General features: G+C 56.3%; 27 protein-coding genes. 20 read left to right on the top strand and 7 right to left on the bottom strand.

The features are described 5' to 3' along the window. Nucleotides 1–131 precede the first annotated feature (131 nt). Nucleotides 132–1,352, top strand: a complete 1,221-nt coding sequence (gene fabB, locus H7K52_RS01895; RefSeq protein ID WP_003854282.1) for a beta-ketoacyl-ACP synthase I — start codon at nucleotides 132–134, stop codon at nucleotides 1,350–1,352. 78 nt (nucleotides 1,353–1,430) lie between these two features. On the opposite strand, the gene pdxR is transcribed toward fabB, so the two are convergent. After that, the gene (gene pdxR, locus H7K52_RS01890) at nucleotides 1,431–2,855 is read right to left on the bottom strand and encodes a MocR-like pyridoxine biosynthesis transcription factor PdxR (protein ID WP_008926488.1); all 1,425 of its coding nucleotides are present in this window, start codon (nucleotides 2,853–2,855) and stop codon (nucleotides 1,431–1,433) included. Between the two features lie 87 nt (nucleotides 2,856–2,942). On the opposite strand from pdxR, the gene H7K52_RS01885 reads away from it, so the two are divergent. Beyond that, nucleotides 2,943–3,386 carry a rhodanese-like domain-containing protein gene (locus tag H7K52_RS01885; protein ID WP_003854280.1) on the top strand — a complete coding sequence of 148 codons (444 nt, stop codon included), beginning with the start codon at nucleotides 2,943–2,945 and terminating at the stop codon, nucleotides 3,384–3,386. 1 nt (nucleotide 3,387) lies between these two features. On the opposite strand, the gene flk is transcribed toward H7K52_RS01885, so the two are convergent. From flk to H7K52_RS01865, 4 genes are all read right to left on the bottom strand, one after another. Further along, entirely contained in the window at nucleotides 3,388–4,434 is a 1,047-nt protein-coding gene (gene flk, locus H7K52_RS01880) for a flagella biosynthesis regulator Flk (protein ID WP_003854279.1), read from the bottom strand. A 113-nt stretch (nucleotides 4,435–4,547) separates the two neighbouring features. Further along, a complete protein-coding gene (locus H7K52_RS01875) occupies nucleotides 4,548–6,053 on the bottom strand; it encodes a tripartite tricarboxylate transporter permease (RefSeq protein ID WP_003854278.1) in 1,506 nt (501 codons plus the stop codon). Between the two features lie 10 nt (nucleotides 6,054–6,063). After that, entirely contained in the window at nucleotides 6,064–6,495 is a 432-nt protein-coding gene (locus H7K52_RS01870) for a tripartite tricarboxylate transporter TctB family protein (RefSeq protein WP_008926487.1), read from the bottom strand. A 12-nt stretch (nucleotides 6,496–6,507) separates the two neighbouring features. Continuing rightward, the gene (locus H7K52_RS01865; RefSeq protein WP_008926486.1) at nucleotides 6,508–7,488 is read right to left on the bottom strand and encodes a tripartite tricarboxylate transporter substrate binding protein; all 981 of its coding nucleotides are present in this window, start codon (nucleotides 7,486–7,488) and stop codon (nucleotides 6,508–6,510) included. 120 nt (nucleotides 7,489–7,608) lie between these two features. Here H7K52_RS01865 and tctD point away from each other — a divergent pair, with 120 nt between their 5' ends. Together tctD and H7K52_RS01855 are read left to right on the top strand one after the other, a co-directional pair. Next, a complete protein-coding gene (gene tctD, locus H7K52_RS01860; RefSeq protein ID WP_003854275.1) occupies nucleotides 7,609–8,280 on the top strand; it encodes a transcriptional regulator TctD in 672 nt (223 codons plus the stop codon). Beyond that, nucleotides 8,271–9,659 (top strand): sensor histidine kinase, encoded by a 1,389-nt coding sequence (locus tag H7K52_RS01855; RefSeq protein ID WP_003854274.1) that lies wholly within the window; start codon nucleotides 8,271–8,273, stop codon nucleotides 9,657–9,659. The genes tctD and H7K52_RS01855 overlap by 10 nt, the downstream gene beginning before the upstream one ends. Here H7K52_RS01855 and H7K52_RS01850 read toward each other — a convergent pair. After that, nucleotides 9,640–10,539: a DMT family transporter gene (locus tag H7K52_RS01850; protein ID WP_003854273.1), complete on the bottom strand. Its 900-nt coding sequence runs from the start codon at nucleotides 10,537–10,539 to the stop codon at nucleotides 9,640–9,642. The two genes, H7K52_RS01855 and H7K52_RS01850, sit on opposite strands and share 20 nt — an antisense overlap. A gap of 372 nt (nucleotides 10,540–10,911) precedes the next feature. Between H7K52_RS01850 and pdxB the strand changes: the two genes are divergently transcribed. The 14 genes from pdxB (at nucleotide 10,912) to hisP (ending at nucleotide 24,437) form a co-directional block, all read left to right on the top strand. After that, nucleotides 10,912–12,045, top strand: a complete 1,134-nt coding sequence (pdxB, locus tag H7K52_RS01840; protein WP_003854271.1) for a 4-phosphoerythronate dehydrogenase PdxB — start codon at nucleotides 10,912–10,914, stop codon at nucleotides 12,043–12,045. A 303-nt stretch (nucleotides 12,046–12,348) separates the two neighbouring features. Then, complete coding sequence (locus H7K52_RS01835; RefSeq protein WP_003854270.1) at nucleotides 12,349–13,356, top strand: aspartate-semialdehyde dehydrogenase; 1,008 nt, start codon at nucleotides 12,349–12,351, stop codon at nucleotides 13,354–13,356. 2 nt (nucleotides 13,357–13,358) lie between these two features. After that, nucleotides 13,359–14,162 carry a tRNA pseudouridine(38-40) synthase TruA gene (gene truA / locus H7K52_RS01830; RefSeq protein ID WP_182629576.1) on the top strand — a complete coding sequence of 268 codons (804 nt, stop codon included), beginning with the start codon at nucleotides 13,359–13,361 and terminating at the stop codon, nucleotides 14,160–14,162. Between the two features lie 29 nt (nucleotides 14,163–14,191). Beyond that, nucleotides 14,192–14,854, top strand: a complete 663-nt coding sequence (locus H7K52_RS01825) for a DedA family protein (RefSeq protein ID WP_003854268.1) — start codon at nucleotides 14,192–14,194, stop codon at nucleotides 14,852–14,854. A gap of 144 nt (nucleotides 14,855–14,998) precedes the next feature. Next, nucleotides 14,999–15,913 carry an acetyl-CoA carboxylase, carboxyltransferase subunit beta gene (accD, locus tag H7K52_RS01820; protein ID WP_182629575.1) on the top strand — a complete coding sequence of 305 codons (915 nt, stop codon included), beginning with the start codon at nucleotides 14,999–15,001 and terminating at the stop codon, nucleotides 15,911–15,913. Nucleotides 15,914–16,007: 94 nt separating this feature from the next. Further along, entirely contained in the window at nucleotides 16,008–17,276 is a 1,269-nt protein-coding gene (gene folC, locus H7K52_RS01815; RefSeq protein WP_182629574.1) for a bifunctional tetrahydrofolate synthase/dihydrofolate synthase, read from the top strand. After that, on the top strand, nucleotides 17,266–18,048 hold the full coding sequence (gene dedD, locus H7K52_RS01810) for a cell division protein DedD (protein WP_003854266.1): 783 nt from the start codon (nucleotides 17,266–17,268) through the stop codon (nucleotides 18,046–18,048). The genes folC and dedD overlap by 11 nt, the downstream gene beginning before the upstream one ends. A gap of 265 nt (nucleotides 18,049–18,313) precedes the next feature. Then, nucleotides 18,314–18,799: a colicin V production protein gene (gene cvpA / locus H7K52_RS01805; RefSeq protein ID WP_003854265.1), complete on the top strand. Its 486-nt coding sequence runs from the start codon at nucleotides 18,314–18,316 to the stop codon at nucleotides 18,797–18,799. Between the two features lie 37 nt (nucleotides 18,800–18,836). Beyond that, nucleotides 18,837–20,354 (top strand): amidophosphoribosyltransferase, encoded by a 1,518-nt coding sequence (purF, locus tag H7K52_RS01800; RefSeq protein ID WP_078804617.1) that lies wholly within the window; start codon nucleotides 18,837–18,839, stop codon nucleotides 20,352–20,354. 112 nt (nucleotides 20,355–20,466) lie between these two features. Further along, nucleotides 20,467–21,036 (top strand): UbiX family flavin prenyltransferase, encoded by a 570-nt coding sequence (locus H7K52_RS01795; RefSeq protein WP_008926477.1) that lies wholly within the window; start codon nucleotides 20,467–20,469, stop codon nucleotides 21,034–21,036. 259 nt (nucleotides 21,037–21,295) lie between these two features. Then, nucleotides 21,296–22,078 (top strand): lysine/arginine/ornithine ABC transporter substrate-binding protein ArgT, encoded by a 783-nt coding sequence (argT, locus tag H7K52_RS01790; protein ID WP_003854262.1) that lies wholly within the window; start codon nucleotides 21,296–21,298, stop codon nucleotides 22,076–22,078. A 178-nt stretch (nucleotides 22,079–22,256) separates the two neighbouring features. Then, nucleotides 22,257–22,946, top strand: a complete 690-nt coding sequence (locus H7K52_RS01785) for a histidine ABC transporter permease HisQ (protein WP_003854260.1) — start codon at nucleotides 22,257–22,259, stop codon at nucleotides 22,944–22,946. Next, entirely contained in the window at nucleotides 22,939–23,655 is a 717-nt protein-coding gene (locus tag H7K52_RS01780; RefSeq protein WP_003854259.1) for an ABC transporter permease, read from the top strand. The genes H7K52_RS01785 and H7K52_RS01780 overlap by 8 nt, the downstream gene beginning before the upstream one ends. Before the next feature lie 8 nt (nucleotides 23,656–23,663). After that, complete coding sequence (gene hisP / locus H7K52_RS01775) at nucleotides 23,664–24,437, top strand: histidine ABC transporter ATP-binding protein HisP (RefSeq protein WP_003854258.1); 774 nt, start codon at nucleotides 23,664–23,666, stop codon at nucleotides 24,435–24,437. A 36-nt stretch (nucleotides 24,438–24,473) separates the two neighbouring features. Here hisP and H7K52_RS01770 read toward each other — a convergent pair whose 3' ends face one another. Beyond that, nucleotides 24,474–25,373 (bottom strand): TIGR01777 family oxidoreductase, encoded by a 900-nt coding sequence (locus H7K52_RS01770; RefSeq protein ID WP_003854257.1) that lies wholly within the window; start codon nucleotides 25,371–25,373, stop codon nucleotides 24,474–24,476. A gap of 182 nt (nucleotides 25,374–25,555) precedes the next feature. Here H7K52_RS01770 and yfcF point away from each other — a divergent pair, with 182 nt between their 5' ends. Beyond that, entirely contained in the window at nucleotides 25,556–26,197 is a 642-nt protein-coding gene (yfcF, locus tag H7K52_RS01765; RefSeq protein WP_008926475.1) for a glutathione transferase, read from the top strand. Between the two features lie 108 nt (nucleotides 26,198–26,305). Then, nucleotides 26,306–26,830: an NUDIX hydrolase YfcD gene (yfcD, locus tag H7K52_RS01760; protein WP_003854255.1), complete on the top strand. Its 525-nt coding sequence runs from the start codon at nucleotides 26,306–26,308 to the stop codon at nucleotides 26,828–26,830. The last annotated feature ends 33 nt before the right edge of the window (nucleotides 26,831–26,863 follow it).

Raw genomic sequence — 26,863 nt, 5'->3', positions numbered from 1 at the left:
GTGGCGCGATTTTAGCGACCCACGTGACATGACGCAAATTTACAAAAGGAAATAGCTGATCGGACTTGTTCGGCGTACAAGTGTACGCTAGAGTGCATGCCAATTAAGAAGAAGTGGATGAGGAAGATTGAATGAAACGTGCTGTGATTACTGGCTTAGGGATCGTTTCCAGTATTGGTAATAACCAGCAGGAGGTGCTGTCATCTCTGCGTGAAGGACGCTCTGGCATCACCTTTTCTGAAGAGATGAAAGATTCCGGCATGCGTAGTCACGTCTGGGGTAACGTTAAACTGGATACCACCGGCCTCATCGATCGCAAAGTTGTGCGTTTTATGAGTGATGCGTCAATCTATGCTTATCTTTCCATGGAAGAAGCGATTAAAGATTCCGGCCTCACCACTGAAATGTATCAGAGCAACCCACGTGTGGGTCTGATTGCAGGCTCAGGCGGCGGTTCTCCACGTTTCCAGGTATTTGGTGCTGATGCGATGCGCAGCCCACGTGGCCTGAAAGCGGTTGGCCCTTACGTGGTCACCAAAGCGATGGCTTCTGGCGTCTCTGCCTGCCTCGCCACGCCGTTCAAGATTCATGGCGTAAACTACTCAATCAGCTCCGCCTGTGCCACCTCGGCGCACTGTATCGGTAATGCTGTTGAGCAGATTCAGCTCGGCAAGCAGGATATCGTTTTTGCTGGCGGCGGCGAAGAGCTGTGCTGGGAAATGGCCTGTGAATTCGACGCGATGGGCGCGCTCTCTACCCGTTACAACGACACCCCGGAAAAAGCGTCACGTACCTATGACAACGAGCGCGACGGTTTTGTTATTGCGGGTGGCGGCGGCATGGTCGTTGTTGAAGAGCTGGAGCATGCGCTGGCTCGTGGTGCGCACATCTATGCCGAAATCGTCGGTTACGGTGCGACGTCAGACGGTGCAGACATGGTTGCGCCATCCGGCGAAGGCGCAGTACGCTGCATGAAGATGGCGATGCACGGTGTCGATACACCCATCGACTATCTGAACAGCCACGGAACCTCTACCCCGGTAGGTGATGTGAAAGAGCTGGGTGCGATTCGTGAAGTGTTTGGCGATAACACGCCATACATCTCTGCGACCAAAGCAATGACCGGCCACTCACTGGGTGCCGCTGGCGTGCAGGAAGCGATCTACTCGCTGCTGATGCTGGAGCATGGTTTTATCGCGCCAAGCATCAACATCACCTCGCTGGACGCGGCAGCAACCGGCATGAACATTGTGACTGAGCCAGTGGAAAAAGAGCTGACCACCGTGATGTCTAACAGCTTTGGTTTTGGCGGCACCAACGCCACATTGACCATGCGTAAATATCAGGCGTAATCAGTACTCTGAAGGGCCGGCTTGCCGGCCCTTTTTGTTTTTAAAGCCCATCTCCGTTACCTCATTTACCCCTCGGTATTAACCCTCCCGCTGCAGTAGCCGCAGCAACTTATCGCATCCTGCCACAATCTCGTCAGGCGTCAGCGCGGCAAAACCGAGCATCCAGCCTTGTTGAGATGCGTGTCCGGCATAAAGCGGACTCAGTCGCGGTAGCAGCAATCCCTGTTGTGTTGCCAGCGCGGTTAAGCGTGCTTCATCCTTTTGTACTGTTACCGTCAGCTGTAATCCACCGCCGCTGGCTATTGGCGTGATCCACGGCGAGAGCCGCTGCTCAATCTGCTCAAGCAACCGATCGCGACGGCTGTGATAGAGCTGACGCATCAGGCGCAGATGGCTGGCGAAATGTCCCTGTTGCAGAAAGGCGGCGGTGACAGCCTGCGGCAGCAGGGCGCTGTGCCCATCCAGCACGCTCCGTGCACGGCCTATGGGCGTAACCAGCGCCGGCGGCACGACCATCCAGGCCAGCCGCAGGGAAGGAAACAGCGACTTCGAAAAGGTGCCCAGCGTAATGACCCGCTGATGCCGGTCCAGACCCTGCAATGCAGGAATCGGACGTTCGTTGTAGTGAAACTCGCTGTCGTAATCGTCTTCTATCAGCCAGCTCTGGTTGCGCTGTGCCCAGTCCAGCCATGCCAGACGTCGCGGCAGGCTGAGCGTGACGCTGGTGGGATAGTGATGCGAGGGCGTCAGGTACATGAGCGTTGCACTGCCACTGGTGGGCAGGGCGCCTTCGGCATCAACAACAATCCCACGCACCTGTGCGCCTGCAGCCAGGAAGGCATTGCGGGCACCGGGATAGCCCGGCTCCTCCATCCACACCTCATCACCAGGATCGACCAGCATCATGCTCAGTAACTGCAGCGCCTGTTGGGAACTGGTCAGAATGATGACCTGCTCCGGCTGGCACGCGACGCCCCGGGAGAGTGTCAGATAATCAGCAAGTGCACTGCGTAACGGCAGATAGCCACAGGGATCGCCATATCCCATTGCGGTGCTGCCCAGAGAACGTTGTACGCTGCTGCTCAGGCGTCGCCAGGTGTCGTGAGGAAACGCACGTAACTCCGGTGAACCGGATGCGAACGCGTGAGGAAAAGGGGGATCCTGACAGCCACCGGTTGCCAGCACCTGCTGGCCGCGCGCCGAAAAACGGGCGGGCTGATGCCGTGTCGGCAAAGATGAGGGTGTGCCGGGGATGATGATGGCGACAAAAGTACCGCGACCGGTTTCACGTCGCAGATAGCCTTCACTCTCCAGTTGTCCGTAGGCCGCTTCCACCGTCACGCGTGAAAGGTGCAGATCCAGCGCCAGCTGTCTGCTGGAGGGTAACTGCTGACCCGCACGCAGATGGTGCCGGTTAATCGCCAGCCGAAGGGTCGCGCAGAGACGTTCACGCACGCCGCCACTGGTCTGATGCTGGAAAAGTTGTAACAGCGGTGAAGGCATATCGGTCTTATCCCTGATGAAGAATGGGTATCAGTAAGCAGTCCACTTTGCCGTAAACTGCGAATTCATCACAACAGGAGAATCGCTATGTCATCAGTTTTACGCATTCCGGCCGCCACGCCGCAGCAAAGCCTCGACTATCTGCAGTCAAAACTCGCGTATTACACCGACGCGTGGGATCTGGCGGAAGACCTGGAGCAGCAGCGTCAGGCTATCGTGGTGATTGATGCGCGTGCGCCGGAGGCTTATCGCGCCGGGCACATCTGCGGCGCCATCAACTTTCCGCATCGCGGGATGGATGCCAGCACGACGGCCCGGCTTGATCGCCGCAAAGTGTATGTCACTTATTGTGACGGCATTGGCTGTAACGGCTCGACGAAAGCGGCCCTGAAGCTGGCATCGCTGGGCTTTCAGGTAAAGGAGTTAATTGGCGGGCTGGATTTCTGGAAACGTGATGGTCATCCGCTGACCTGGGGTGATGCGGCGGGTGAATGGCCCGTTACCGCGACCAAAGCATCCTGTGGCTGTTAGCTCAGAGTACCAGCCAGAGTAAAAGGGTGATGACGACCAGTGCAATAAAGAAACCCAACAGCGGACGCCCTGCCAGTGACTGAATCGGCGGCGGCAGCGAGGCGACAAAGGGTGACCAGATCGGCTGCGGTTTAATCTCGCTGGCAGCCAGCGGCTGTTCGTGCAGTTTTTCTGCCCGGTCTGCGCGACGGCTGAACAGAAAATTCAGCAAATCCTGAGTCTGCGTCACCGTGAGCACCGTCTGTGGCGTGGCCTGAAAACGCTGCTGGCTGTAATCCTCCAGCTGCTGCCGCTCCTGCTGATCAAGCGGCTGTTTCAGGGAGGCTTCCAGCAGGTGCAGCGTAGGGGCGCTGTGCTGACTCAGCGTCTGGCGCACCTGGAGATATTGGGTCAGCAGCGGGAAGTGACGTGACGGGATCGGATCGCCGCTGGTCAGGTTCACCAGCTTCAGCGCAGCCGTCCACAGCTTACCGGTAGATTCGCCGGTGGCAGCGGCAAGGCGCACCACCTGCTGATTCAGCGTATGGTGCTCAGCAGGCAGCAGCGTACGGTCGCTGACGCGAATCTGCTGCGGCTGGGGAATCGTCATCTGCCCGTTCTGCAGCATCGTCAGCACCTGGCGCAATTGATCCTGGCTCAGCGCGCTAAGCACTGTCTGGCCAAATTGCTGACGGATAAAATCGCTGACAGCCTGGCGGTTATTGCCCTTGGGCAGCAAGTCGGTGAGCTGGGTCATCAGCAGGCGGGTGGCATGTCCATTTTGTGTCTGTGTTAGGCGGTTATTAAGATACTGCTCCGCTGCCGGAAAATGACGCGACTGCAACTCCGCTTCACTCTTGACGCCCACTTCATGACGGAGCCCCGCCCAGAGTTCAGGCGCTTTAAGATTGCTGAGCGAAGAGATACGCACGATCAGGCGTTCCAACGTCGTGCGCTGCGCAGGCGAAAGAGGCTGTTCACCGGCCACGGAACCGTGACGCGTTACGCCGGTTTGCGGATTGACAGATGAACGATCGACCGGCACACCGGGGCCGCTAAGAGGTTGCATGGCGGATTCCTTGGAAAAACAGAACAGCGTGGGGTGCGCCGGAAAAAGAATAGGCCATGATAGCAAAAGCCCCCGGGAAATCCCACGGGGGCATGCGCGTTTCGGCAGGAGAATTACGCTTCGGTGCGCTTCAGTTGGTGACGACGCCAGCGTTTCCAGATTGGCGGCACCAGCAGAACCGCAATTGCCAGAACCAGCAGGATTTTACAGATCAGACTTTCCCACAGAATGACCATGTTGCCGTTGCTGATCGACAGGGCGCGACGGAGGTTCTGCTCCAGCATCTCACCCAGCACAAATCCCAGAATCAACGGCGACATCGGAAAATCCATTTTACGCAGGATATAACCAAAGATACCCAATCCCACCATCAGCAACAGGTCAAAGGTGGTGCTGTGCACCGCGTAGACGCCCACGGCAGAAATAGCGGCAATGGCTGGCACCAGAAACCACAATGGAATGGTTAGCATGCGGGCGAAGACGTTGATCATCGGGATATTCATGATCAACAGCATTACGTTGCCAATCAGCAGGGCAGCAATCAAGCCCCAGACAATATCTGGCTGCTCAACAAACATCGCCGGTCCTGGTGTGATGTTGTAGAGCGTTAATGCGCCGACCATCACCGCTGTTGTCCCTGAGCCGGGAATACCCAGTGTCAGCATCGGAATAAAGGATCCACATGCAGAAGCATTGTTTGCCGCTTCCGGTGCTGCCACACCACGAATATCGCCTTTACCGAACTGATCGCTGCCGCTGATCTTTTTCTCAGTCATGTAGGCAATAGCACTGGCGATGGTGGCGCCTGCGCCAGGTAACACACCCACAAAGAAACCGATAAACGAGGAGCGCAGCGTTGCGCCGGTTGCCATAGAGGCTTCTTTCATGTTGAACATCATGCGACCGCTGGCACGAACCGCTTTCTGCCCGGTACTGGTGGACTCCAGCATCAGCAGAATTTCGCTGACTGAGAACAGACCAATCACCACCACCACAAACTGAATGCCATCGGAAAGGTGAACGCTGTCAAAGGTAAAGCGGTACACGCCGGTATTGGCATCCACGCCCACCGTAGCCATGCTGAGCCCTATTAATGCCGCAAGGAACGACTTCAGGGGATTGTGACTCATCATGCTGCCAAGGCAGGCGATAGCGAACACCATCAGCGCAAAATATTCCGCCGGGCCAAATGCCAGCGACCAGCTGGCCAGCAGGGGCGCGAACAGAATAATGCCGATAATCGCGATGGTTGAACCGATGAATGAACTGACAGCTGAGATGGACAGGGCAACGCCTGCTTTGCCCTGTTGCGCCATCGGATAACCATCCAGCGCGGTCATGATCGCGCCGGCATCACCGGGCACGTTCAGCAGGATGGAGGAGATGCGTCCGCCATATTCACAGCCGATATAGACCGTTGCCAGCAGGATCAGCGCCGATTCCGCCGGTAAGTGCAGGGCAAAGGCCAGCGGCATCAGGATCGCCACGCCGTTGATCGGCCCCAGACCCGGCAGCAGGCCGACGATGGTACCGATAAAACAGCCAATCAGGGCAATCAGCAGGTTCTCTGGCGTCATGGCGACGGCAAAGCCCTGCATTAAAAAGGACCAGGTATCCATGATACTCTCCTTAACTCAGCCAGCTGCCGACCGGAAGGGTCACTTCCAGCAGACGGTCAAAGGCATAAAAAAGTGTGGAGCCCATTACCACGCCGGACAGTGCGGCTGCCCACCAGCGCGCACCAAACAGCAAGCCGATGCCAAACGTCAGCAGCGTTGTGCTGATGGCAAAGCCCAGCATTTCAAACAGCCAGCCATAGAGCATCATCATTGCCGCCAGCGCCACCAGACGTTTCAGTGTGCTGTGGGCTGGCCAGTGAATGGTGTCCGGTTTACGAAACAGCATCAGCACGGCACAGATTGCCATCAGGCCAAGGATCGCCATTGGGAACGGTCGTGGTCCCACCGGTTCGTAGCTGTATTCACTCTGAATTTGCCAGGCTATTACCATGCCGCCGAGGCACAGGGCCAGCCAGAGGCCCGCAAAAATACGATCGCTCATGATTCGCTCCGCTTATTTGGCCAGACCAAATGATTTTGCCTTCTCACGATAATCCGCCACCTGCGTTTTCACGTAGCTATCGAGTTCCTGCCCGAACATGTTGAATTCAAACAGACCACGCATATCGCGTTGTTTTTTAAACTCCGGGGTATCCACCATCTTTTTAAATGCCTGCTCCCACCACTGATAATCAGCATCGCTGACTTTAGGGCCGAGGTAGTAGCCACGAATAACGGGCCAGACGATATTAAAACCCTGTTCTTTGGCGGTAGGGACCTCAGCCAGCTGGCCAGGAAGACGTTGATCGGACATCACCGCCAGTACCCGCATTTTGCCGCCCTGCAGATGTGGCACCATCTCACTCATGTCGCCGGAAACCACCTGAATATGATTGCCGAGCAGCGCCGTTACCGGCTCACCACCGCCTTCAAAGGCGACATAGCGCATTTTGCGGGGATCGATGCCCGCTTCGCGCGCCAGCAACGCCGTTTTCATCCAGTCCTGACTGCCGATTGATGCGCCGGCACCGACCACCACTTTGGTCGGGTCTTCTTTCATTGCCGCCATCAGTTCGCCCAGGGTTTTCCATGGCGCGTCTTCGCGGACGGCGACCATACCGTAGTCCGTTCCCACGGCGGCCAGCCACTTCACATCGTCAACCGAATAGCGACCAAATTTGCCCTGTGACAGGTTCAGCAGCGATCCGCCAGAAAAGGCGACCACCGTGCCCGCTTCAGCCGGACGCTGGGCAATAATGGCGTTATAGGCCACCGCACCCACGCCGCCAGGCATATAGGTCACGCGCATCGGGGTTTCAATTTGTTTGGTTTCCTGCAGCGAGACCTGCAACAGCTTGCAGGTAAGATCAAACCCGCCGCCCGGTTTGGCTGGTGCAATACATTCGGTACGGCCAGGGCCGTCAGCGGCATTGGCAGCCGGTACCAGCAGAGCCAGCAGGGCAGAGGTAAGGGCGGTATGGATTATTTTTTTCATCGTGCGCTCCATTCATTCTTCCAGAGTGTGATTACAGCCGTAATATTGGCGTTACTGAATTGTTAAAACAGTTACCTTTCATTTACCTTTCACTGCCCGGATTTAATGACAGGATGTGATATGCGTCTCTTACTGGTAGAAGATACCGTTGAACTGGCACGCTGGCTGCAGAAGGCGCTGACGCAAAAGGGCTTCGCCGTTGACTGGGTTGCAGATGGGGTTGCCGCCGATCACGCGTTGCAATGTGAAGCCTATGCGCTGGTCGTGCTGGATGTTTCCCTGCCGCGTATTGATGGTCTGGAGGTGCTGACGCGGTTACGGCGGCGTGGACAGGGTGTGCCGGTGTTGCTGTTAACGGCGCGCAGTGCACTGGATGACCGGGTGCGCGGCCTGAATCTGGGGGCGGATGATTATCTGACCAAGCCGTTTGAACTGGATGAACTGGAAGCGCGATTGCGCGCGCTGTTGCGGCGCAGTCAAAGCCAGTCCGCGCAAAGTCAGTCACTGGGGCAACTGGTGCTGGATGGGGAGGGCTATTTTCTGCTGGCTGAAAAGCCGCTGGCATTAACGCCGCGCGAATCCAGTATTCTTACTACCCTGATGCAGCGTCATGGCCGGCCCGTTTCCCGTCAGCATCTCTATGAACAGACCTTTACTCTGGCTGATGAGGCCAGTCCGGAGAGCATTGAGCTGTATGTGCATCGGGTGCGTAAAAAACTGGCGGGCAGTGATGTAGCGATTGTGACGCTGCGCGGACTCGGCTACAGCCTGGAAACCTTGCCGTGCGGCTGATTCACTCGCTGCGCGGCGAGCTGCTGGCGTGGCTGGGCCTGCCACTGCTGTTGCTATGGGCGCTGTCAGTCTATACCCACTATCAGAGTGGACTGGCGGCAGCCAACCAGGCCTATGACCGCTCGCTGCTGGCTTCGGCCCGAACCGTGGCAGAACGTCTGGTGGTACGACAGCAGCATCTGGAAGTCGATGTTCCCTGGGTGGTGCTCGACAGTTTTGAACGTAATATGAATGATCAGCTGTTTTATCAGGTCATTTCCCCGCAGGGGAAAACCCTCTCCGGTTACGACGATCTGCCGCCGATTCCGCCAGCCAGTAAAATGTCGACCGCTTATCCGGCGCTGGTGCACTTCTATGATGGTCGCTATCACCAGCATCGCATTCGCGTTGCGGCACTCTGGCAACCGGTCAGTGAGGCGGGTGTTGAAGGCATGGCACTGGTCCTGGTGGCTGAAACCATTAATTCTCGTCAGGAGTTCGCCAGCCGGTTGATGCGCACTGCGCTGATCAGTCAGAGCGGGCTGGTTCTGATGACGCTACTGCTGGCCAGTCTGATGCTGCGTCGGGTGCTGCGACCGCTACGTCGACTGTCACGCATTGTCCTGCAGCGGGATGGGGGAGAGTTAACGCCACTGCCGTCATTACCCTGGTCAGAGCTTCAGCCGCTGATCATCGCATTTAACCGTTACCTGGAGCGCCTGCGCGGGCTGCTGGCGCGTCAGGATCGCTTCAGCGCCGACGCGGCTCACCAGCTTCGCACCCCGCTGACCATCCTCAAAACTCAGGTCAGCGTGGCACTCAACAGCGATCGTCCTGAGCAGTGGCAGGAGAGCCTGCTTGGGATGCGCCACACGCTGGATGAGACCATTTTACTTACCGACCGGCTGCTACAGCTGGCCCGCATTAAAGCGCGGCATGGTGAAGATAAGCCAATGGCACGTGTCGATCTGGCCGCCATTGTGCGTGAAGCCTGTTTTAGCCGTTATCCGGCGGCGCGAACCCGGCAGCTTGACCTCGGTTATGAGGGTGAAGAGTGTCATAAGGTGGTGGGGGATGGTGTTCTGCTGGGCGAGCTGTGCGCCAACCTGCTTGATAACGCTATTAAATACACCCCGCACAATGGCGTGGTGACGGCGCGCGTGACACCTGGAAAACTGGAAATTGAGGATAGTGGTCCGGGCATTGAGGATGCCAGTCAGGCCAAAGCACTTCAGCCTTTTCAGCGGCTGGATAATGTCGGCATGCAGCCCGGTGCGGGTATTGGTCTTGCGCTGGTCCAGGATATCTGTGCCTGGCATGGTGCCACAATGCAGCTGGACCGCAGCCCGCAGCTTGGCGGGCTGCGGGTAACCGTCTTGTTTACCTCGGTGGCAGGCTGACCGCTTTACGCCGGATTAACGGCGTACGCAGTCGCTGGGCCAGGATCACACCGCCCAGCGTCAGACCGCCGCCAATCCAGTGGTAACTGTGCAGCTGTTCATGCAGGAATATCACCGCAATCACCGCGGTAAATACCGGAATCAGATTCATAAAGATGCTGGTGGTGCTGGCCCCCAGACGCTGCACGCCATGGATCCACAGGAACGGCGCAATGATCGACGCAAACAGACCGGCAAATGCCACCAGCGGCAGATTATGCCGGTTAAGCGCCACCTCAGGTGCCAGCAGAAAACCAGGCAACAGCAGCACGACACCAAATAAAATCTGCACATACAGGCTTTGCCAGATAGGCAGCGGCAGCGCCCAGCGCCGTGTCAACACGCCATAGAGTGCATAGGCGGCGGAAGCGGCCAGCATCAGCAGTTCGCCTTTGCCCAGGCCATGATTCAGCAGTTGCATCACATTGCCTTCACTGACCAGCCATACCAGACCGATGAATGAGATGATACTGCCGAGCAGGATACCGAGCGTCGGCGCAATGCGGAGGATCACGACGCTCAGCAGCACGGTGAGCAGCGGAATGAGTGCGCCAATAATGCCCATAAAGAGTGCGCTGACACTGTGTGCCGCGTAATACGCGAGGCTCTGATAGAGCACCATCCCGAGCAGTCCAAGCATAGCCAGCCGCCAGAGATGCGGCTTGATAGCCACACGCGCCCGCCACACGCCCGGCAGCACAAAGGGCGTCAGCACCAGTAGCGCCAGCAGCCAGCGATAGAAAGAGATCGCCGCGGGATCGATCGCACTGGCTGAGAGCTTGCTGACAATGGAGTTGATTGACCAGATTATTACCGCAAAGAGCGGATAGAGGAAAAACATGCTGACTCTCTATATATATAATTAATGAGGCGCATTGTACGCGTGTCCGGATTTATTCAGATCATTAATATCGGAAAAATAAGTGATTGATGGGACTGAGTGATCCTGATAGTGACCAGTCACTCCCCGCGTCATATGACATCGGGCGGGTCACGACAGCGGCTGCGTTTTCTGCGCGCCATCGTGCTGCCGGCGCAGGGGAACGTGTGCAGCGTCTCGCCCTTGCGCTGGAATACCGTTCCGCCCCGGCGCTGATTGTCATTTTCAGGCAGCCGGCGGAAATCACGCCCGATCGCTATCGCGCACGGTTAGGCTAACGCGTCGCTTTGTGCCAGAATCACTCCCCTCTATGCAACTGACAGGAAAGCCGTAGTGAAAATTCTGGTCGATGAAAATATGCCCTACGCCCGTGAGTTATTCAGTCGTACCGGCGATGTTGTCGCGGTGCCGGGACGTCCGCTGCCGGTGGCAGAACTGGCCGATGCCGATGGTCTGATGGTGCGCTCAGTCACCCAGGTGAATGAGTCACTGCTGGCAGGAAAGCCGGTAAAGTTTGTCGGAACCGCCACGGCGGGCACCGATCATATCGACGAGAACTGGCTGCAGCAGGCGGGCATTGCGTTCTCTGCCGCTCCGGGTTGTAACGCCATTGCCGTGGTGGAATATGTTTTCTCTGCGCTGCTGCTGCTGGCGGAGCGTGACGGCTTTGAGCTGCGTGACCGCACGGTCGGCATCGTCGGTGTCGGTAACGTTGGCGGGCGTCTGCAAAAGCGTCTGGAGGCCTGGGGCATCAAAACCCTGCTGTGCGATCCACCACGCGCCGATCGGGGTGACGAGGGCGATTTCCTGTCGCTGGACGCCGTCACCGCACAGGCTGATATTCTGACTTTCCACACCCCGCTGTTTAAAGACGGTCCCTATAAAAGCTGGCATCTGGCGGATGCGGCGCTGCTGATGGCGCTGAAGCCCAACACCATTCTGATCAATGCCTGTCGTGGTCCGGTGGTGGATAACAGCGCACTGCTGGAAGTGCTGAAAATGCGGCCGGATCTCAGCGTTGTACTGGATGTCTGGGAGCCGGAGCCGGATCTCTCACTGGCGTTACTGGATAAAGTTGATATCGCCACGCCGCACATCGCGGGCTACACCCTGGAAGGTAAAGCACGCGGCACCACGCAGGTATTTGAAGCCTGGTGCGATTTTATTGGTCAGCCGCAGCAGGTGCCGCTCAGCACTTTACTGCCGGTGCCGGAGTTCAGTGAAATCACCCTGAATGGCCCGCTGGATCAGCCAACGCTGAAACGCCTGGCGCATCTGGTGTATGATGTGCGCCGCGATGATGCCCCCCTGCGTAAAGTGGCGGCCAAACCGGGCGAATTTGATCGCCTGCGCAAGCAGTATCTGGAGCGCCGCGAATGGTCGTCGCTGCAGGTGAACTGTGATGACGCCACAACGGCTGAGAAGCTAAACCAGCTGGGCTTTAACGCAATCATCTCCCCGAAATAACGGGCGCTGCAGGTCAGTCGCCCCGGCGCAGTTTCCGCACTGAATCAGTCAGTGTACGGAAACGATGCGTACTGCTGGCATGGCTGCATGACGGTGGTTTCCGGGGGAGATACCCCATGGATTTCGGGTTGCATTGCGGCGGCAAGAGCACGAGTCCCGATGAGCTTACTCAGGTAAGTGATTCGGTTGAGTGAACGCAGCCAGCAAAGATGCAACGTGAAAGACGATGGGGATAAATCTGAATCCCTGGGCGGTGAATATCACCGCCTTCTGTTTTTATGTCATTGTCTGGAGTAAACCAACATGTCTGACGGCTGGAATATTGCGCTACTTGGCGCGACAGGCGCAGTAGGGAACGCTGTACTGGAACTGCTGGCGGAACGCCAGTTCCCGGTTGGTGAATTATATTTGCTGGCCAGCGAAAACAGCGCAGGCGAAATCAAGCGTTACGAGGGCCGCTCGGTGCGGGTCGACAATGCAGAGACATTCGACTGGTCACAGGCGCAGCTGGCCTTTTTTGTGGCGGGACGTGACGCTTCGGCGCGCTTTGCCGATGAAGCGGCTAACGCCGGTTGTCTGGTGATCGACAGCAGCGAGCTGTTTGCGCTGGAACCTGATGTGCCGCTGGTGGTGCCGGATGTGAACCCGCAGGTGCTGGCTGATTATCGTAATCGCAACATCATCAGCGTGGCAGATAATCTGGTGAGCCAGCTGCTGACCGCAATTAAACCGCTGGTGGATGCAGCCGGACTGAGCCGTTTACAGGTGACGAACCTGATCTCGGTCTCCAGTTACGGCAAAGTGGCGGTGGATGCGCTGGCCGGGGAAAGTGCCCGCTTGCTGAATGGTATTCCAGCCGATGAACACCATTTTGGTCGTCAACTGGCGTTTAACCTGATGCCTCAACAGGCCGATGCAGAAGGCAGCGTGGAAAGTGAACGTCGCCTGATTGATCAGGTGCGTAAAGTCCTGCAGGACGAAGGCTTACCGATTGCGGTCAGCAGCGTACAGGCACCGGTGTTCTACGGTAATGCGCAGATTGTGCATATCGAAAACCTGCGCCCGCTCTCTGCGGAAGAAGCGCGTGCCGAGCTGGCGCTGGCGTCAGATATTCGTCTGAGCGAAGAGGATGAAGTGCCAACGCCGGTTACGGATGCCTCAGGCAACGGCGAACTGAGCATCGGCGCGGTACGCAACGACTACGGTATTCCGGAGTTGCTGCAGTTCTGGTCAGTAGCGGACAATATTCGTTTTGGCGGCGCGCTGATGGCGGTGAAAACTGCCGAGAAACTGGTTCAGGAGTATCTGTAACCATGTCCGATGGTCAGACACTAAAACTGGCGCTCGGCATCGAGTATGACGGCAGTCGTTACTACGGCTGGCAACGTCAGAATGAAGTCCGCAGCGTGCAGGAGAAGGTAGAGCGCGCGCTGTCGAAGGTCGCGGATCACCCGGTCAGCATTTTTTGCGCGGGCCGCACCGATGCCGGCGTGCACGGAACGGGGCAGGTGGTCCATTTCGAGACGACATCACAACGACCTGATGGTGCCTGGACGCTGGGCGTCAACGCTAATCTGCCGCCGGATATTGCGGTGCGCTGGGTGAAAGCGGTGCCGGATGAGTTTCATGCCCGCTTCAGCGCTACGGCCCGACGCTATCGCTACCTGATCTACAATCAGCGTCTGCGTCCGGCGGTGCTGGCGCAGGGCGTCACGCACTTCTACCATCCTCTGGATGCGGAGAAGATGCAGCGCGCCGGGCAATGTTTGTTAGGCGAAAATGATTTCACCTCATTTCGCGCCGTGCAGTGCCAGTCGCGTACCCCGTGGCGCAACGTGATTCATCTTAACGTCACGCGTCAGGGCCCTTACGTGATTGTGGATATCAAAGCCAACGCTTTTGTCCATCACATGGTGCGCAATATCGTGGGCAGTCTGATGGAGATAGGCTGCGGCAATAAGCCTGAGTCATGGATGGCCACGCTGCTGGCAGCGAAAGATCGGACACTGGCGGCAGCCACAGCCCGGGCAGAGGGATTGTATCTGGTGGCGGTGGACTACCCATCCCACTTTGCGTTACCACAACCGTCGATGGGACCGTTGTTCCTCGCGGATTAATTTACTTTCAGGACTTAAAAGGGCGCGCTATGGAGTTTATCCATTTTCTGGTCGATTTTATTCTGCACATCGATGTGCATCTTGCTGAACTGGTTGCACAGTACGGTATCTGGATTTACGCTATTTTGTTCCTGATTTTGTTCTGCGAAACCGGACTGGTGGTCACGCCATTCCTGCCGGGTGATTCGCTGCTGTTTGTGGCGGGCGCACTGGCCGCGCTGCCAGGTAACGATCTCAATGTGCACATTATGGTGGCATTGTTAGTGGTGGCGGCGGTTCTGGGCGATGCGGTGAACTACACCATTGGCCGCCTGTTTGGCGAACGGTTGTTCAGTAACCCGAACTCGAAGATTTTCCGCCGCAGCCATCTGGATAAAACCCATGCGTTTTATGCCCGTCATGGCGGAAAAACCATTATCCTTGCGCGCTTTGTGCCCATCGTCCGGACGTTCGCGCCGTTTGTTGCGGGTATGGGCCATATGTCCTATCGCCACTTCGCACTGTTCAACGTGACGGGTGCGCTGCTATGGGTGCTGCTGTTCTCCTACGCCGGCTACCTGTTTGGCGATCTGCCGGTGGTGCAGGAAAACCTGAAGCTGCTGATTGTCGGCATTATCGTGGTGTCGATTCTGCCGGGTGTGATTGAAGTCTGGCGTCATCGCCGTCAGGCTAAGCAGCAGAAGCTGCCATAAGGCTTCGCTCAGGGGTAAGACCAGATTTTTATCCACAGTCTGAACAGGTTGTGGTTTAATGAGCGACATTTACCGTCTGCTGAAGCTGTTTTCAGCAGTATCAAGACGACTGGACCAGGTCAGTTTTAAACAGAAAGGTCATCAATGAGCTGGATTGAACGCATTCTTAATAAAAGCACCGGAACGCCTGTGCGCAAAGCCAGTATCCCGGAAGGGGTCTGGACCAAGTGTGACAGCTGTGGTCAGGTTCTCTACCGCGCCGAGCTGGAGCGTAATCTTGAGGTCTGCCCGAAGTGTGACCATCACATGCGTATGCATGCCCGTGAGCGTCTCGGCAGTGTCCTCGATCAGGGCACTATGGTTGAGCTGGGCAGTGAACTTGAACCTAAAGATCTGCTCAAGTTCCGTGACTCCAAAAAGTATAAAGACCGTCTGGTAGCGGCCCAGAAAGACACCGGCGAGAAAGATGCGCTGGTTGTCATGAAAGGTCAGCTGCACGGCATGACGGTTGTTGCGGCAGCCTTTGAATTTGCCTTTATGGGCGGTTCAATGGGTTCTGTGGTTGGTGCGCGCTTTGTGCGTGCGGTTGAGCAGGCGTTAGAAGATAACTGTCCGCTGATCTGCTTCTCCGCCAGTGGTGGTGCCCGTATGCAGGAAGCGCTGCAGTCGCTGATGCAGATGGCGAAAACCAGTGCGGCACTGGCCAAAATGCGCGAGCGCGGTCTGCCATATATTTCTGTGCTGACTGACCCGACGATGGGTGGCGTTTCGGCCAGTTTTGCGATGCTGGGTGACCTCAATATCGCGGAACCTAAAGCGCTGATCGGCTTTGCCGGTCCACGCGTGATCGAACAGACCGTGCGCGAAAAACTGCCGCCAGGCTTCCAGCGCAGTGAGTTCCTGATTGAGAAGGGCGCGATCGATATGATCATTCGTCGTCCGGAAATGCGTTACAAACTGGCAAGCCTGCTGGCAAAAATGATGAACCTGCCAGCACCGCTGCATGACGGTGAACAGTCCGCTCCTGCGACGACTGAATCGGAAAGCAACGAGGCCTGACAGGAGATAGAGAGGTGCGTCCAAAGCACCTCTTACCAATGCACCGTATACCGCAGCACCAGTCTGCCAGGTATAAATAAGCAAAACGGGACATATGGACAATCTTCACCTTCCTCAAGCCACGTCGCCTTTGGCCACGTGGCTTTATTATCTTGAGCACCTGCATACTCAGGCCATCGAACTGGGTCTGGACCGTATTCGTCAGGTAGCACTTCGTCTCGACCTGCTGAAACCCGCTCCCTTTGTCTTTACCGTAGCCGGCACTAATGGCAAAGGCACGACCTGTCGGACCCTGGAAACGCTGCTGATTGCCGCGGGCTACCGCGTTGGCGTCTACAGCTCGCCACATCTGGTGCGCTACACCGAGCGTGTTCGGGTCCAGGGAGAGGAGCTGAGTGAAGCGCAGCACTGCGCCAGCTTTGCGGAGATTGAAGCCGGACGTGCGGATATCTCCCTGACCTATTTCGAATTTGGCACGCTCTCTGCGCTCAATCTGTTCCACCAGGCGCAGCTGGATGTGGTGATCCTCGAAGTCGGCCTCGGCGGACGGCTGGATGCCACCAACATCGTGGATGCCGATGTCGCCGTAGTCACCAGCATTGCACTGGATCATACTGACTGGCTTGGGCCGGATCGCGAAAGCATCGGGCGTGAGAAAGCGGGTGTGTTCCGGGCGGGGAAACCGGCAGTCGTCGGTGAACCCGATATGCCACACAGCATCGCGGTGGTCGCGCAGGAAAAAGGCGCTGAGCTGTTACAGCGCAACCGTGACTGGTCATGGCAAGCCCAGGCCGAAAGCTGGTCGCTGCGTGATGCGTTGGGGGAGCTGAACGATCTGCCGCTCCCCCAGGTGCCGTTACCTAACGCGGCGACGGCACTGGTCGCGCTGCGTGTATCTGGACTTCAGGTCAGTGAGGCGCAGATTCGCGCCAGCCTGCCGCTGGCGATGCTGCCAGGGCGTTTTCAGACGATTAGTGAATCACCGCGCGTGATTCTGGATGTCGCCCATAATCCGCATGCAGCGTCGTATCTGGCGTCACAGCTGGCGACGCTGCCGAAACGCGGCAAAGTGCATGCCGTCGTGGGCATGCTGCATGATAAAGATATTGCCGGTACGCTGACGGCGCTGGCACCCATGGTCGATGCCTGGTACTGCGCACCGCTTGACGGTCCGCGCGGCGCCAGTGCTGAGCAACTGCTGGATTGCCTCTCGCAGGGCGAAGCCTTTAGCTCGGTTGAGCTCGCCTGGCAGCAGGCACGCCAGCGGGCAGCGCCGCAGGACACTGTGCTGGTCTGTGGTTCATTCCACACCGTTGCGCAGGTCATGGAATCGATTGAAACGGAGAAAGGACGTGGCAAGTAAGTTTCAAAACCGTTTAGTCGGCACCGTTATTCTGGTCGCCGTTGGCGTGATTGTGCTGCCAGGGCTGCTGGATGGTCAGAAAAAGCATTACAAAGAAGAGTTCGCCGCCATTCCGCTGGTGCCGAAACCTGACGATCAGCAGGACAGTGAAATGGTGCCACCGGTTACCCAGTCGCTGCCATCCCAGCCACCTGAAGGCGCGGGCAATGCGGTCAACAGCAGTAATGGTAATAGCAAAAGCAGCGTCACGGCAGAGCAGGGGCGTGCCGAGCCGGATGATGATACCGAACCGACTGTGGTTTCGCCGCCGCCGGTTCATCAGTCTGTGCCTGCACAGACGGTGACCAAACCGAAAGTGGCAGAGCAGCAGAAAACTAAAGTCACTGAGCAGCCTAAGCAGAAACCGGTCGAACAGCAGAAGCCTAAAGCGGTGGAGCAGACGAAGCCGAAGCCGGAAGAACCGCCTAAAGCGGTCGAACAGCCGAAGCAGGAAGCGGCGCCAAAAGCAGCAGAGACGACCGCACCGGCAGGGCAGGCTTATGTGGTGCAGTTAGGTGCGCTGAAAAACGCCAGCAAAGTGAATGAGATTGTCGCGCAGTTGCGGCTGTCGGGCTATCGCGCCTTTACTGTGCCTTCAACGCCCGTTCAGGGTCAGATTACCCGCATTTACGTCGGGCCGGATGCCTCGAAAGCCAAAATGCAGAGTGCCGTTGGCGAGCTGAAAAGCATCTCAGGGTTGGGCGGTGTTGTGAAACCGTACAGCGCCCGCTAAACCGGCGATTGGCGCTGCCGATAGCAGTAACAGGCAGCGTCTTTTTCCCGGCGTACAGCGTGCTCAGGTCGCGCTGTACGCCTGAAATAGTGAATATTTTCAACGGCCTTTCCGGCTGAGAATCACCCAGGCGATTGCGTTTTTTTTCATCGCCTTTTTTATGGATGCAGAAAAAGAAAACCGCTACGCAAACGTTTTCTTTTTCTGTTAGAATGCGCCCCGAACTGGATGCAGGGGTGCAATTGCACTGGCGCTGGAAGAGTTCATGATCTGGATTGATTACGTCATTATTGCGGTAGTTGGTTTTTCGGCTCTGGTCAGCCTCGTCCGTGGGTTTGTCCGGGAAGCCTTATCTCTTGTTACCTGGGGATGCGCGTTTTTTGTCGCCAGTCATTACTACGCCTACCTTGCAGTCTGGTTTACAGGTTTTGACGACGAACTGGTTCGTAACGGTATCGCCATCGGTGTGCTGTTTGTGGCTACCCTGATTGTAGGGGCCATTGTGAACTACGTTATCGGCACGCTGGTGGAGAAAACCGGCCTGTCGGGAACCGACCGGGTGTTGGGCGTCTGTTTCGGGGCGTTGCGTGGTGTGCTGATCGTAGCCGCTTTGCTGTTCTTCCTTGATACATTCACTGGCTTTTCTAAAAGTCCAGACTGGCAACAGTCTCAACTCATTCCCGAGTTCAGTTATATCATCAGGTGGTTTTTTGATTACCTGAAAAGCACGTCGAGTTTTTTACCCCGGTGATGTGACCGGGAGTGCGGCTAAATGAGGAAATGACAACATGTGCGGTATTGTCGGTATCACCGGTTTCATGCCGGTCAACCAGTCGATCTATGACGCGTTAACGGTGCTCCAGCACCGCGGGCAGGATGCCGCAGGCATTTGTACGATTGATGCGCTGAAATGTTTTCGCCTGCGAAAGGCAAATGGCCTGGTCAGCGACGTTTTCGAAGCTCGCCACATGCAGCGTCTGCAGGGCAATATGGGGATTGGCCACGCGCGTTATCCCACTGCGGGAAGCTCCAGTGCCTCTGAAGCGCAGCCATTCTATGTAAACTCCCCATACGGCATCACTCTGGCGCATAACGGTAACCTGACCAACGCCCATGTGCTGCGCAAGCACCTGTTTGAGAAGGGCCGCCGTCACGTTAATACCACCTCAGATTCTGAAATCCTGCTGAATATCTTTGCGCAGGAGTTAGATCGTTTTCAAAATGATCCGCTGGAAGCCGACAACATTTTTGCCGCGGTGGCTGCCGTACATCAGCAGGTGCGTGGCGCCTACGCGGTTGTCTCGATGATTATCGGCCACGGCATGGTTGCTTTCCGTGACCCTAATGGCATCCGTCCGCTGGTGCTGGGCAAGCGCGTTATCGCTGATGGTCGCACCGAATATATGGTCGCCTCCGAGAGCGTCGCGCTGGATACGCTGGGCTTTGAGTTCATCCGTGACGTCGCACCGGGTGAAGCCGTCTATGTCACTGAAGCGGGCCAGCTCTCTACCCGCCAGTGTGCTGAAAACCCGAAAAGCAATCCGTGCCTGTTCGAATATGTCTATTTTGCCCGTCCGGACTCTTTCCTGGATAAAATCTCCGTCTACAGCGCCCGTGTCCGCATGGGCACCAAGCTGGGCGAGAAAATTGCCCGCGAGTGGGAAGATCTGGATATCGACGTGGTGATTCCTATTCCGGAAACCTCTACCGATATCGCGCTGGAAATTGCCCGTATTCTCGACAAGCCTTATCGTCAGGGCTTCGTGAAAAACCGTTACGTTGGCCGTACTTTTATCATGCCGGGCCAGCAGTTACGTCGCAGCGCGGTTCGCCGCAAGCTCAACGCTAACCGTGCTGAATTCCGTGATAAAAATGTCCTGCTGGTGGATGACTCTATCGTGCGGGGCACCACCTCAGAGCAGATCATTGAGATGGCGCGTGAAGCCGGCGCCAGACGCGTTTATCTGGCGTCTGCTGCACCGGAAATTCGTTTCCCGAACGTCTACGGCATTGATATGCCGAGCGCCACGGAACTGATTGCGCATGGCCGCGAAGTGGAAGAGATTCGCCAGCTGATTAAAGCCGATGCGCTGATTTTCCAGGACCTGGACGATTTGATTGAAGCGGTGCGTGAAGAGAACCCGGACATCGCCCAGTTTGAATGCTCGGTGTTCAACGGTATCTACGTGACGAAAGATGTCGATCAGCAGTATCTGGAGTATCTGGAATCGCTGCGCAACGATGACGCCAAAGCGCTTCAACGCCAGAACGAAGTCGAAAACCTCGAGCTGCACAACGAGGGCTGATATGCTCAGCGGGTGGTCAACATAAAGCAGGGCGGGAGCAATCCCGCCCTGTTTGTTTTCAGAAACCTGCTGGCCGCGTATGATGGTGCATTGGCTGACATAAGGTTGGAATATGAAACGACTCATCATTGGCATCTCCGGCGCAAGCGGGGTGATCTATGGCGTGCGCATGCTGCAGGTGTTGCAGCAGGTGGAAGAAGTAGAAACGCATCTGGTCATGAGCCAGGCGGCGCGTCAGACGCTGGGGCTGGAGAGCGACTATTCGCTGCGTGACGTGCAGGCGCTGGCCGATGTGGTGCATGACGTGCGCGATATTGCAGCAAATATCTCGTCGGGGTCGTTTAAAACCCTGGGCATGGCGATTTTACCCTGCTCAATGAAAACGCTTTCAGGCATCGTCCACAGTTACACTGACTCCCTGTTGACCCGTGCGGCTGACGTCATATTAAAAGAGCAGCGTAAGCTGGTATTGTGCGTACGTGAAACGCCATTGCACGTTGGACACCTGCGCATGATGACCACCGCCGCCGAGCTGGGCGCCATAATAATGCCACCAGTGCCGGCTTTTTATCATCGGCCTGAAACCATCGATCAGCTGATTGACCAGACCGTCAACCGGGTTATTGATCAATTCGATATCGAATTACCGGAAGATCTCTTCGCGCGCTGGCAGGGTGCATAAAGTTCCGCTGGCGCACTTATTTAGTGCATAAGCGCGCCTCGGATCACTCTTCGTGCATTTGATGCACCAAAAGTTAACAACGTCGCTTTTTCTCTTTTACTTCACTGCTATATTCCCCCTACAAACACAGCGTTTTCGCCTGTCTGACATCACGCTAACTGCGTGGAAAACTTGCAGAACTGGCATGAAACATGCAAATTAATTTGCGCAAACACATCACAAACCACATAACAAAAAGCACTTCACTTGAGGGTAATCTATGAAAAAGCGTGTTCTGGCTCTTTCCCTGATGCTGGGCTTATCCAGTGCTGCCAGCGTATTCGCGGCAGTGCCGGGTTCAATCCGTATCGGCACAGATCCAACTTACCCACCGTTTGAGTCGAAAGACGCGCAAGGCAAGTTAGTGGGCTTCGATATCGACCTCGCTAACGAAATCTGTAAACGTATTCATACCCAATGCACCTACGTTGAAAGCGACTTCGATGCGCTGATCCCGTCGCTGAAAGCGAAAAAAATTGATGCCATCATCTCCTCACTTTCCATCACAGCAAAACGTCAGGAAGAGATCGCCTTCTCGGATAAGCTTTACGCTGCTAATGCGCGTTTAGTCGCACCGAAAGGATCGAAAATTCAACCGACCATTGAGTCGCTGAAAGGCAAAAATATCGGTCTGCTGCAGGGCACAACCCAGGAAACCTATGCCAATCAGAACTGGCGGCCTAAAGGGGTTAACGTCACCCCTTATGCTAATCAGGATCTGGTTTATCAGGATCTGAATGCCGGTCGTATTGATGCGGCCTTCCAGGATGAAGTGCAGGCCAGCGAAGGTTTTCTGAAGCAGCCAGTCGGTAAAAACTACGCGTTTGCCGGTCCGGCCGTCAAAGATGACAAGATCTTTGGCGTCGGCACCGGTATGGGACTGCGTAAAGATGACAGCGAACTGAAAGCCGCCATCGACAAAGCCTTTGCTGACATGCGTAAAGATGGCACCTACGACAAGATTGCGAAGAAATACTTCGATTTCAATGTGTACGGCGACTAACCATCCTGTCGCTTTACCTTCTGTTTCCGTTCTGCCGGGACTGAGCCGGTTCTGCCCGAGGCAGAAACCGGACCTGGCCCAGTGATGACGGAAAGCGTCTGAAACGGAGAGGTAAAGCTAAACTGCCCGTCTCGCTTGCGGGCAGCGTTTCGTTTACACCCCACGACAGGACCTTTCGATGCTGTATGGCTATTCTGATGTAATTCTTCGGGGCACGCTGGTGACGCTGGAGCTGGCACTCACCTCTGTCGTACTGGCCGTGCTGCTGGGCCTGATTGGCGCAGGCGCGAAACTGTCGCGCAGCCGGCCGCTGGCGATGATTTTTGAAGGCTACACCACGCTGATTCGTGGCGTGCCTGACCTCGTACTGATGCTGCTGATCTTCTACGGTCTGCAGATTGTCCTCAACCAGGTAACCGATGCGCTGGGTATGGCGCAGTTTGATATCGACCCGATGGTGGCCGGTATCATCACGCTCGGCTTTATCTATGGTGCCTACTTCACCGAAACCTTCCGGGGTGCTTTTATGGCTGTGCCTCAGGGACAGATAGAGGCGGCTACTGCATTTGGTTTTACCAGCGCGCAGGTGTTCCGCCGCATTCTGTTTCCGGCCATGATGCGCTATGCGTTGCCGGGCATCGGCAACAACTGGCAGGTGATTCTGAAAGCCACCGCGCTGGTCTCGCTGCTGGGGCTGGAAGATGTCGTGAAGGCAACGCAACTGGCGGGGAAAAGTACCTGGCAGCCGTTCTACTTCGCTATTGTAGCGGGTGTGATTTATCTGGTGTTCACCACGCTGTCGAATGGCGTGCTGTGGTGGCTGAACCGTCGCTATACGGTCGGTGTGAAGAGGGCGAGTTATGATTGAGATTATTCAGGAATACTGGAAATCGCTGCTCTGGACCGACGGTTATCGTTTTACCGGTGTGGCTATCACCCTTTGGCTGCTGATCCTTTCGGTGACCGTTGGTGGCTGTCTGGCCATCCTGCTGGCGATAGCGCGGGTTTCGCCTAACCGGTTTATCAGTTTTCCGGTCTGGCTCTTTACCTACGTGTTTCGCGGCACGCCGCTCTATGTACAGCTGCTGGTATTCTACTCCGGCATGTACACGCTGGAGATTGTGAAAGGCACTGAACTGCTGAACGCATTTTTCCGCAGTGGCCTGAACTGTACGTTACTCGCCTTCACCCTGAATACCTGTGCTTACACCACAGAGATCTTTGCCGGTGCCATTCGCTCGGTGCCCCACGGCGAGATTGAGGCGGCGCGGGCGTATGGCTTCTCCACCTTTAAACTCTATCGCTGCATTATCCTGCCCTCGGCGCTGCGGACGGCACTGCCGGCCTACAGTAACGAAGTGATTCTGATGCTGCACTCCACGGCGCTGGCTTTCACCGCCACGGTGCCGGATCTGCTGAAAATCGCGCGGGATATTAACTCGGCGACCTATCAGCCGTTTACCGCCTTTGGCATTGCGGCTGTGTTATACCTGATTATCTCTTACGTGTTGATCAGCCTGTTCCGCCTGGCGGAACGCCGCTGGCTGGCACACGTGAAACCCTCTTCATCGCATTGAGTAGAACTATGGCTGACAATAAATTAAGCGTCACCGAATTGCATAAGCGTTACGGTGAACATGAAGTGCTGAAAGGGGTCTCGTTAACTGCTAAAGCGGGCGATGTGATCAGTATCATTGGATCGTCCGGTTCAGGGAAAAGTACCTTTTTACGCTGCATCAACTTCCTCGAAAAACCGAGTGAAGGCAGCATCATGGTGAACAACCAGCAGATCACCTTAGTCCGGGATAAAGATGGTCAGCTTAAAGTGGCTGACAAAGAGCAACTGCGCGCGTTGCGCACCAGCCTCACCATGGTGTTCCAGCACTTTAATCTCTGGAGTCACATGACAGTGCTGGAAAACGTGATGGAAGCGCCGATTCAGGTGCTGGGGCTGAGTAAAGCGGAAGCGCGTGAGCGCGCCATCCGCTATCTCGATAAAGTCGGCATTGATGCGCGGGCGCAGGCGAAGTATCCGGTGCATCTCTCGGGTGGTCAGCAGCAGCGTGTGTCGATTGCGCGCGCGCTGGCGATGGAGCCGGAAGTGTTGCTGTTTGATGAGCCGACGTCGGCGCTGGATCCTGAACTGGTGGGCGAAGTGCTGCGCATTATGCAGAAGCTGGCGGAGGAGGGTAAAACCATGGTGGTCGTCACGCATGAGATGGAATTTGCCCGTCACGTCTCCAGCCATGTGATTTTCCTGCACCAGGGCAAAATTGAAGAGCAGGGGCCGCCTGCGGAGGTGTTTGGCAACCCGAAAAGTCCACGTTTACAGCAGTTCCTCAAGGGATCGCTGAAGTAAGCCTGAGCCCGCGCCTGGCCGGGCGCGGGCTTCTGGTTAATGCTTCACTACATCCTGCAATGCCTCCTGCAGATCGTACCAGCGGAAGCCAAAACCTGACGCCTCCAGCCGCTTTGGCAGCACATGTTGTCCTCCCAGCACCAGAACCGACGATTCGCCCATCATCAGCTTAATGGCGCTGGCAGGCGTACGCATAAAGGCCGGACGATGCATAACCCGACCCAGCGTGGCGGCAAACTGCTCATTACGCACCGCGTAAGGTGCGACCATGTTGAACGGCCCTCTCAGGTCATCATGGTCCAGCAGCCAGATAATGGCGTTGAGCATGTCATCAATATGGATCCACGGCATGTACTGTTTACCACTGCCGATTGGCCCGCCGATGCCGAGCTTAAACGGCAACTTCATTTTGCTGAGTGCGCCGCCCTCGGGCGCCAGTACCACGCCAGTTCGCAGCAGACAAACGCGGGTGCGTTCGCTTTCCGCCGTGAGCGCCAGCTGTTCCCAGCGGGCGCAGAGCTGATGCGTGAACTCATCCTGTCCCTGATCCTCTTCGGTCAGCACCAGATCGCCGGTATTGCCATAAAAGCCGGTTGCCGAACCTGAGATCAATACGGCGGGTGGCGTGGTGCTGGCGTTGATCAGTGAGGCGATCTGCTCGGTTATCTGCCAGCGACTTTCACAGAGCTGCTGCTTGTGTGGCTCCGTCCAGCGTTTGTCAGCGATCGGTTCGCCCGCCAGATTAATCACCGCATCGATGTCATCCAGTGTCGACTGTTGCGCTAGTCCTGACCAGAGTGCGACGTTCTCGCCCAGTTTTTCACGCGCGCTGACCACGTCGCGCGTTACCACGCTGATCTGATGGCCCAACTGCTGCAGACGTGGAATCAGGTGACGGCCAATCAGTCCCGTGCCACCGGTAATAAGAATGTGCATGTTGCGGCTCCCTTGATGTTTTTGTTATTTGCACCTTTCAGCATAGAAGAGTGGAGCCACTCTATAGTGAGTCGCGTCGCGGTTTCTTCTTCTGAAGGAAGAGATCGGATCAGCTCAGCGTTGCCTTCGCAAAAAAAAATCGGTAAACATGATGCAATCCTGACAGCCAATTGAGGTAACCGATGAATTATCCGCCCATCACCCTGTGGTCAGATTCATCATTTTTCAGTCCTTACGCCATGTCGGCCTACGTTGCCCTTAACGAAAAAGGGATTCCGTTCCACCTGAAACGCGTCGATTTGTCGCAGAATCAGCAATACGCAGCGGCATACCGTGAGTTGTCGCTGACCTGCCGGGTTCCGACCCTGCAGATTGATGACTTTCTGTTAAGCGAATCCTCGGCGATAACCGAATATCTTGAAGAGCGTTTTCCGGCACCCGAGTTTGAACGTCTCTATCCTCGCGACCGCGAAAAGCGCGCGCGCGCGAGAGAGATTCAGGCCTGGCTGCGCAGTGACTTCCTGTGGATTCGTCAGGAGCGTCCGACAGAGGTGCTGTTTGCCGGTGAACGCTTTGCGCCGCTGACCGCGTCAGCGCAGCAGGCGGTGGATAAACTCGTTACGGCTGTCGAACGTCTGCTGCCAGACGGACAGCAGAACCTGTTTGGCGAGTGGTCAATTGCAGATACCGATCTGGCGGTGATGCTTAACCGGCTGGTACTGCATGGCGATCCTCTGCCTGCACGCTTACAGCAATATGCTGAGTTTCAGTGGCAACGCGCCTCGGTACAGCTGTGGTTAGCAGAAAGTGGTAAAAATCGGTAACAGCCGGGGCTTGCTCATGCTGGCGTAAGTGATTACCTTACGCCACATAAAAATAACGACGTGGCAAACTGCGTACGCAACTGTACGCCAAACAGGAAAGGGTTACGGATGGTGGATCAAACTGCGGGTGACGGCATTGAGTGGGTCGATATCGTAAACGAAGAGAATGAAGTCGTTGCTCAGGCGACACGCGCGCAGATGCGTGCTCAGTGCCTGCGTCACCGCGCCACCTATATCGTGGTTCATGACGGTATGGGTAAGATTCTGGTACAGCGTCGCACCGAGATAAAAGATTTTATGCCGGGCAAACTGGACGCAACCGCGGGTGGCGTGGTGCAGAGCGGTGAAGATATGCTGGAATCTGCGCGACGTGAAGCGGAAGAGGAGTTAGGGATTGCCGCCGTGCCGTTTGCTGAGCATGGCAAATTCTACTTCGAAGATCAGCATTGCCGTGTCTGGGGCGGTCTGTTCAGTTGTGTGTCACATGGCCCTTTCGCCATGCAGGAATCGGAAGTCGATGAGATTATCTGGATGACGCCCGATGAGATCACCGCACGCTGTGATGAATTTACCGACGATTCGCTGAAAGCGCTCTCTCTGTGGATGAGCCGCAACGGTGATAACCGGGCCTGAAAACGGGCGCATTCATACCAGTGACCGACGCGC

The sequence above is a fragment of the Pantoea hericii genome (genome assembly GCF_014155795.1).
Taxonomy (GTDB): Bacteria; Pseudomonadota; Gammaproteobacteria; order Enterobacterales; family Enterobacteriaceae; genus Pantoea; species Pantoea eucalypti.
The sequence above is the reverse complement of the archived record's forward strand: the minus strand, read 5'-3'. Positions and strand labels throughout refer to the sequence as shown.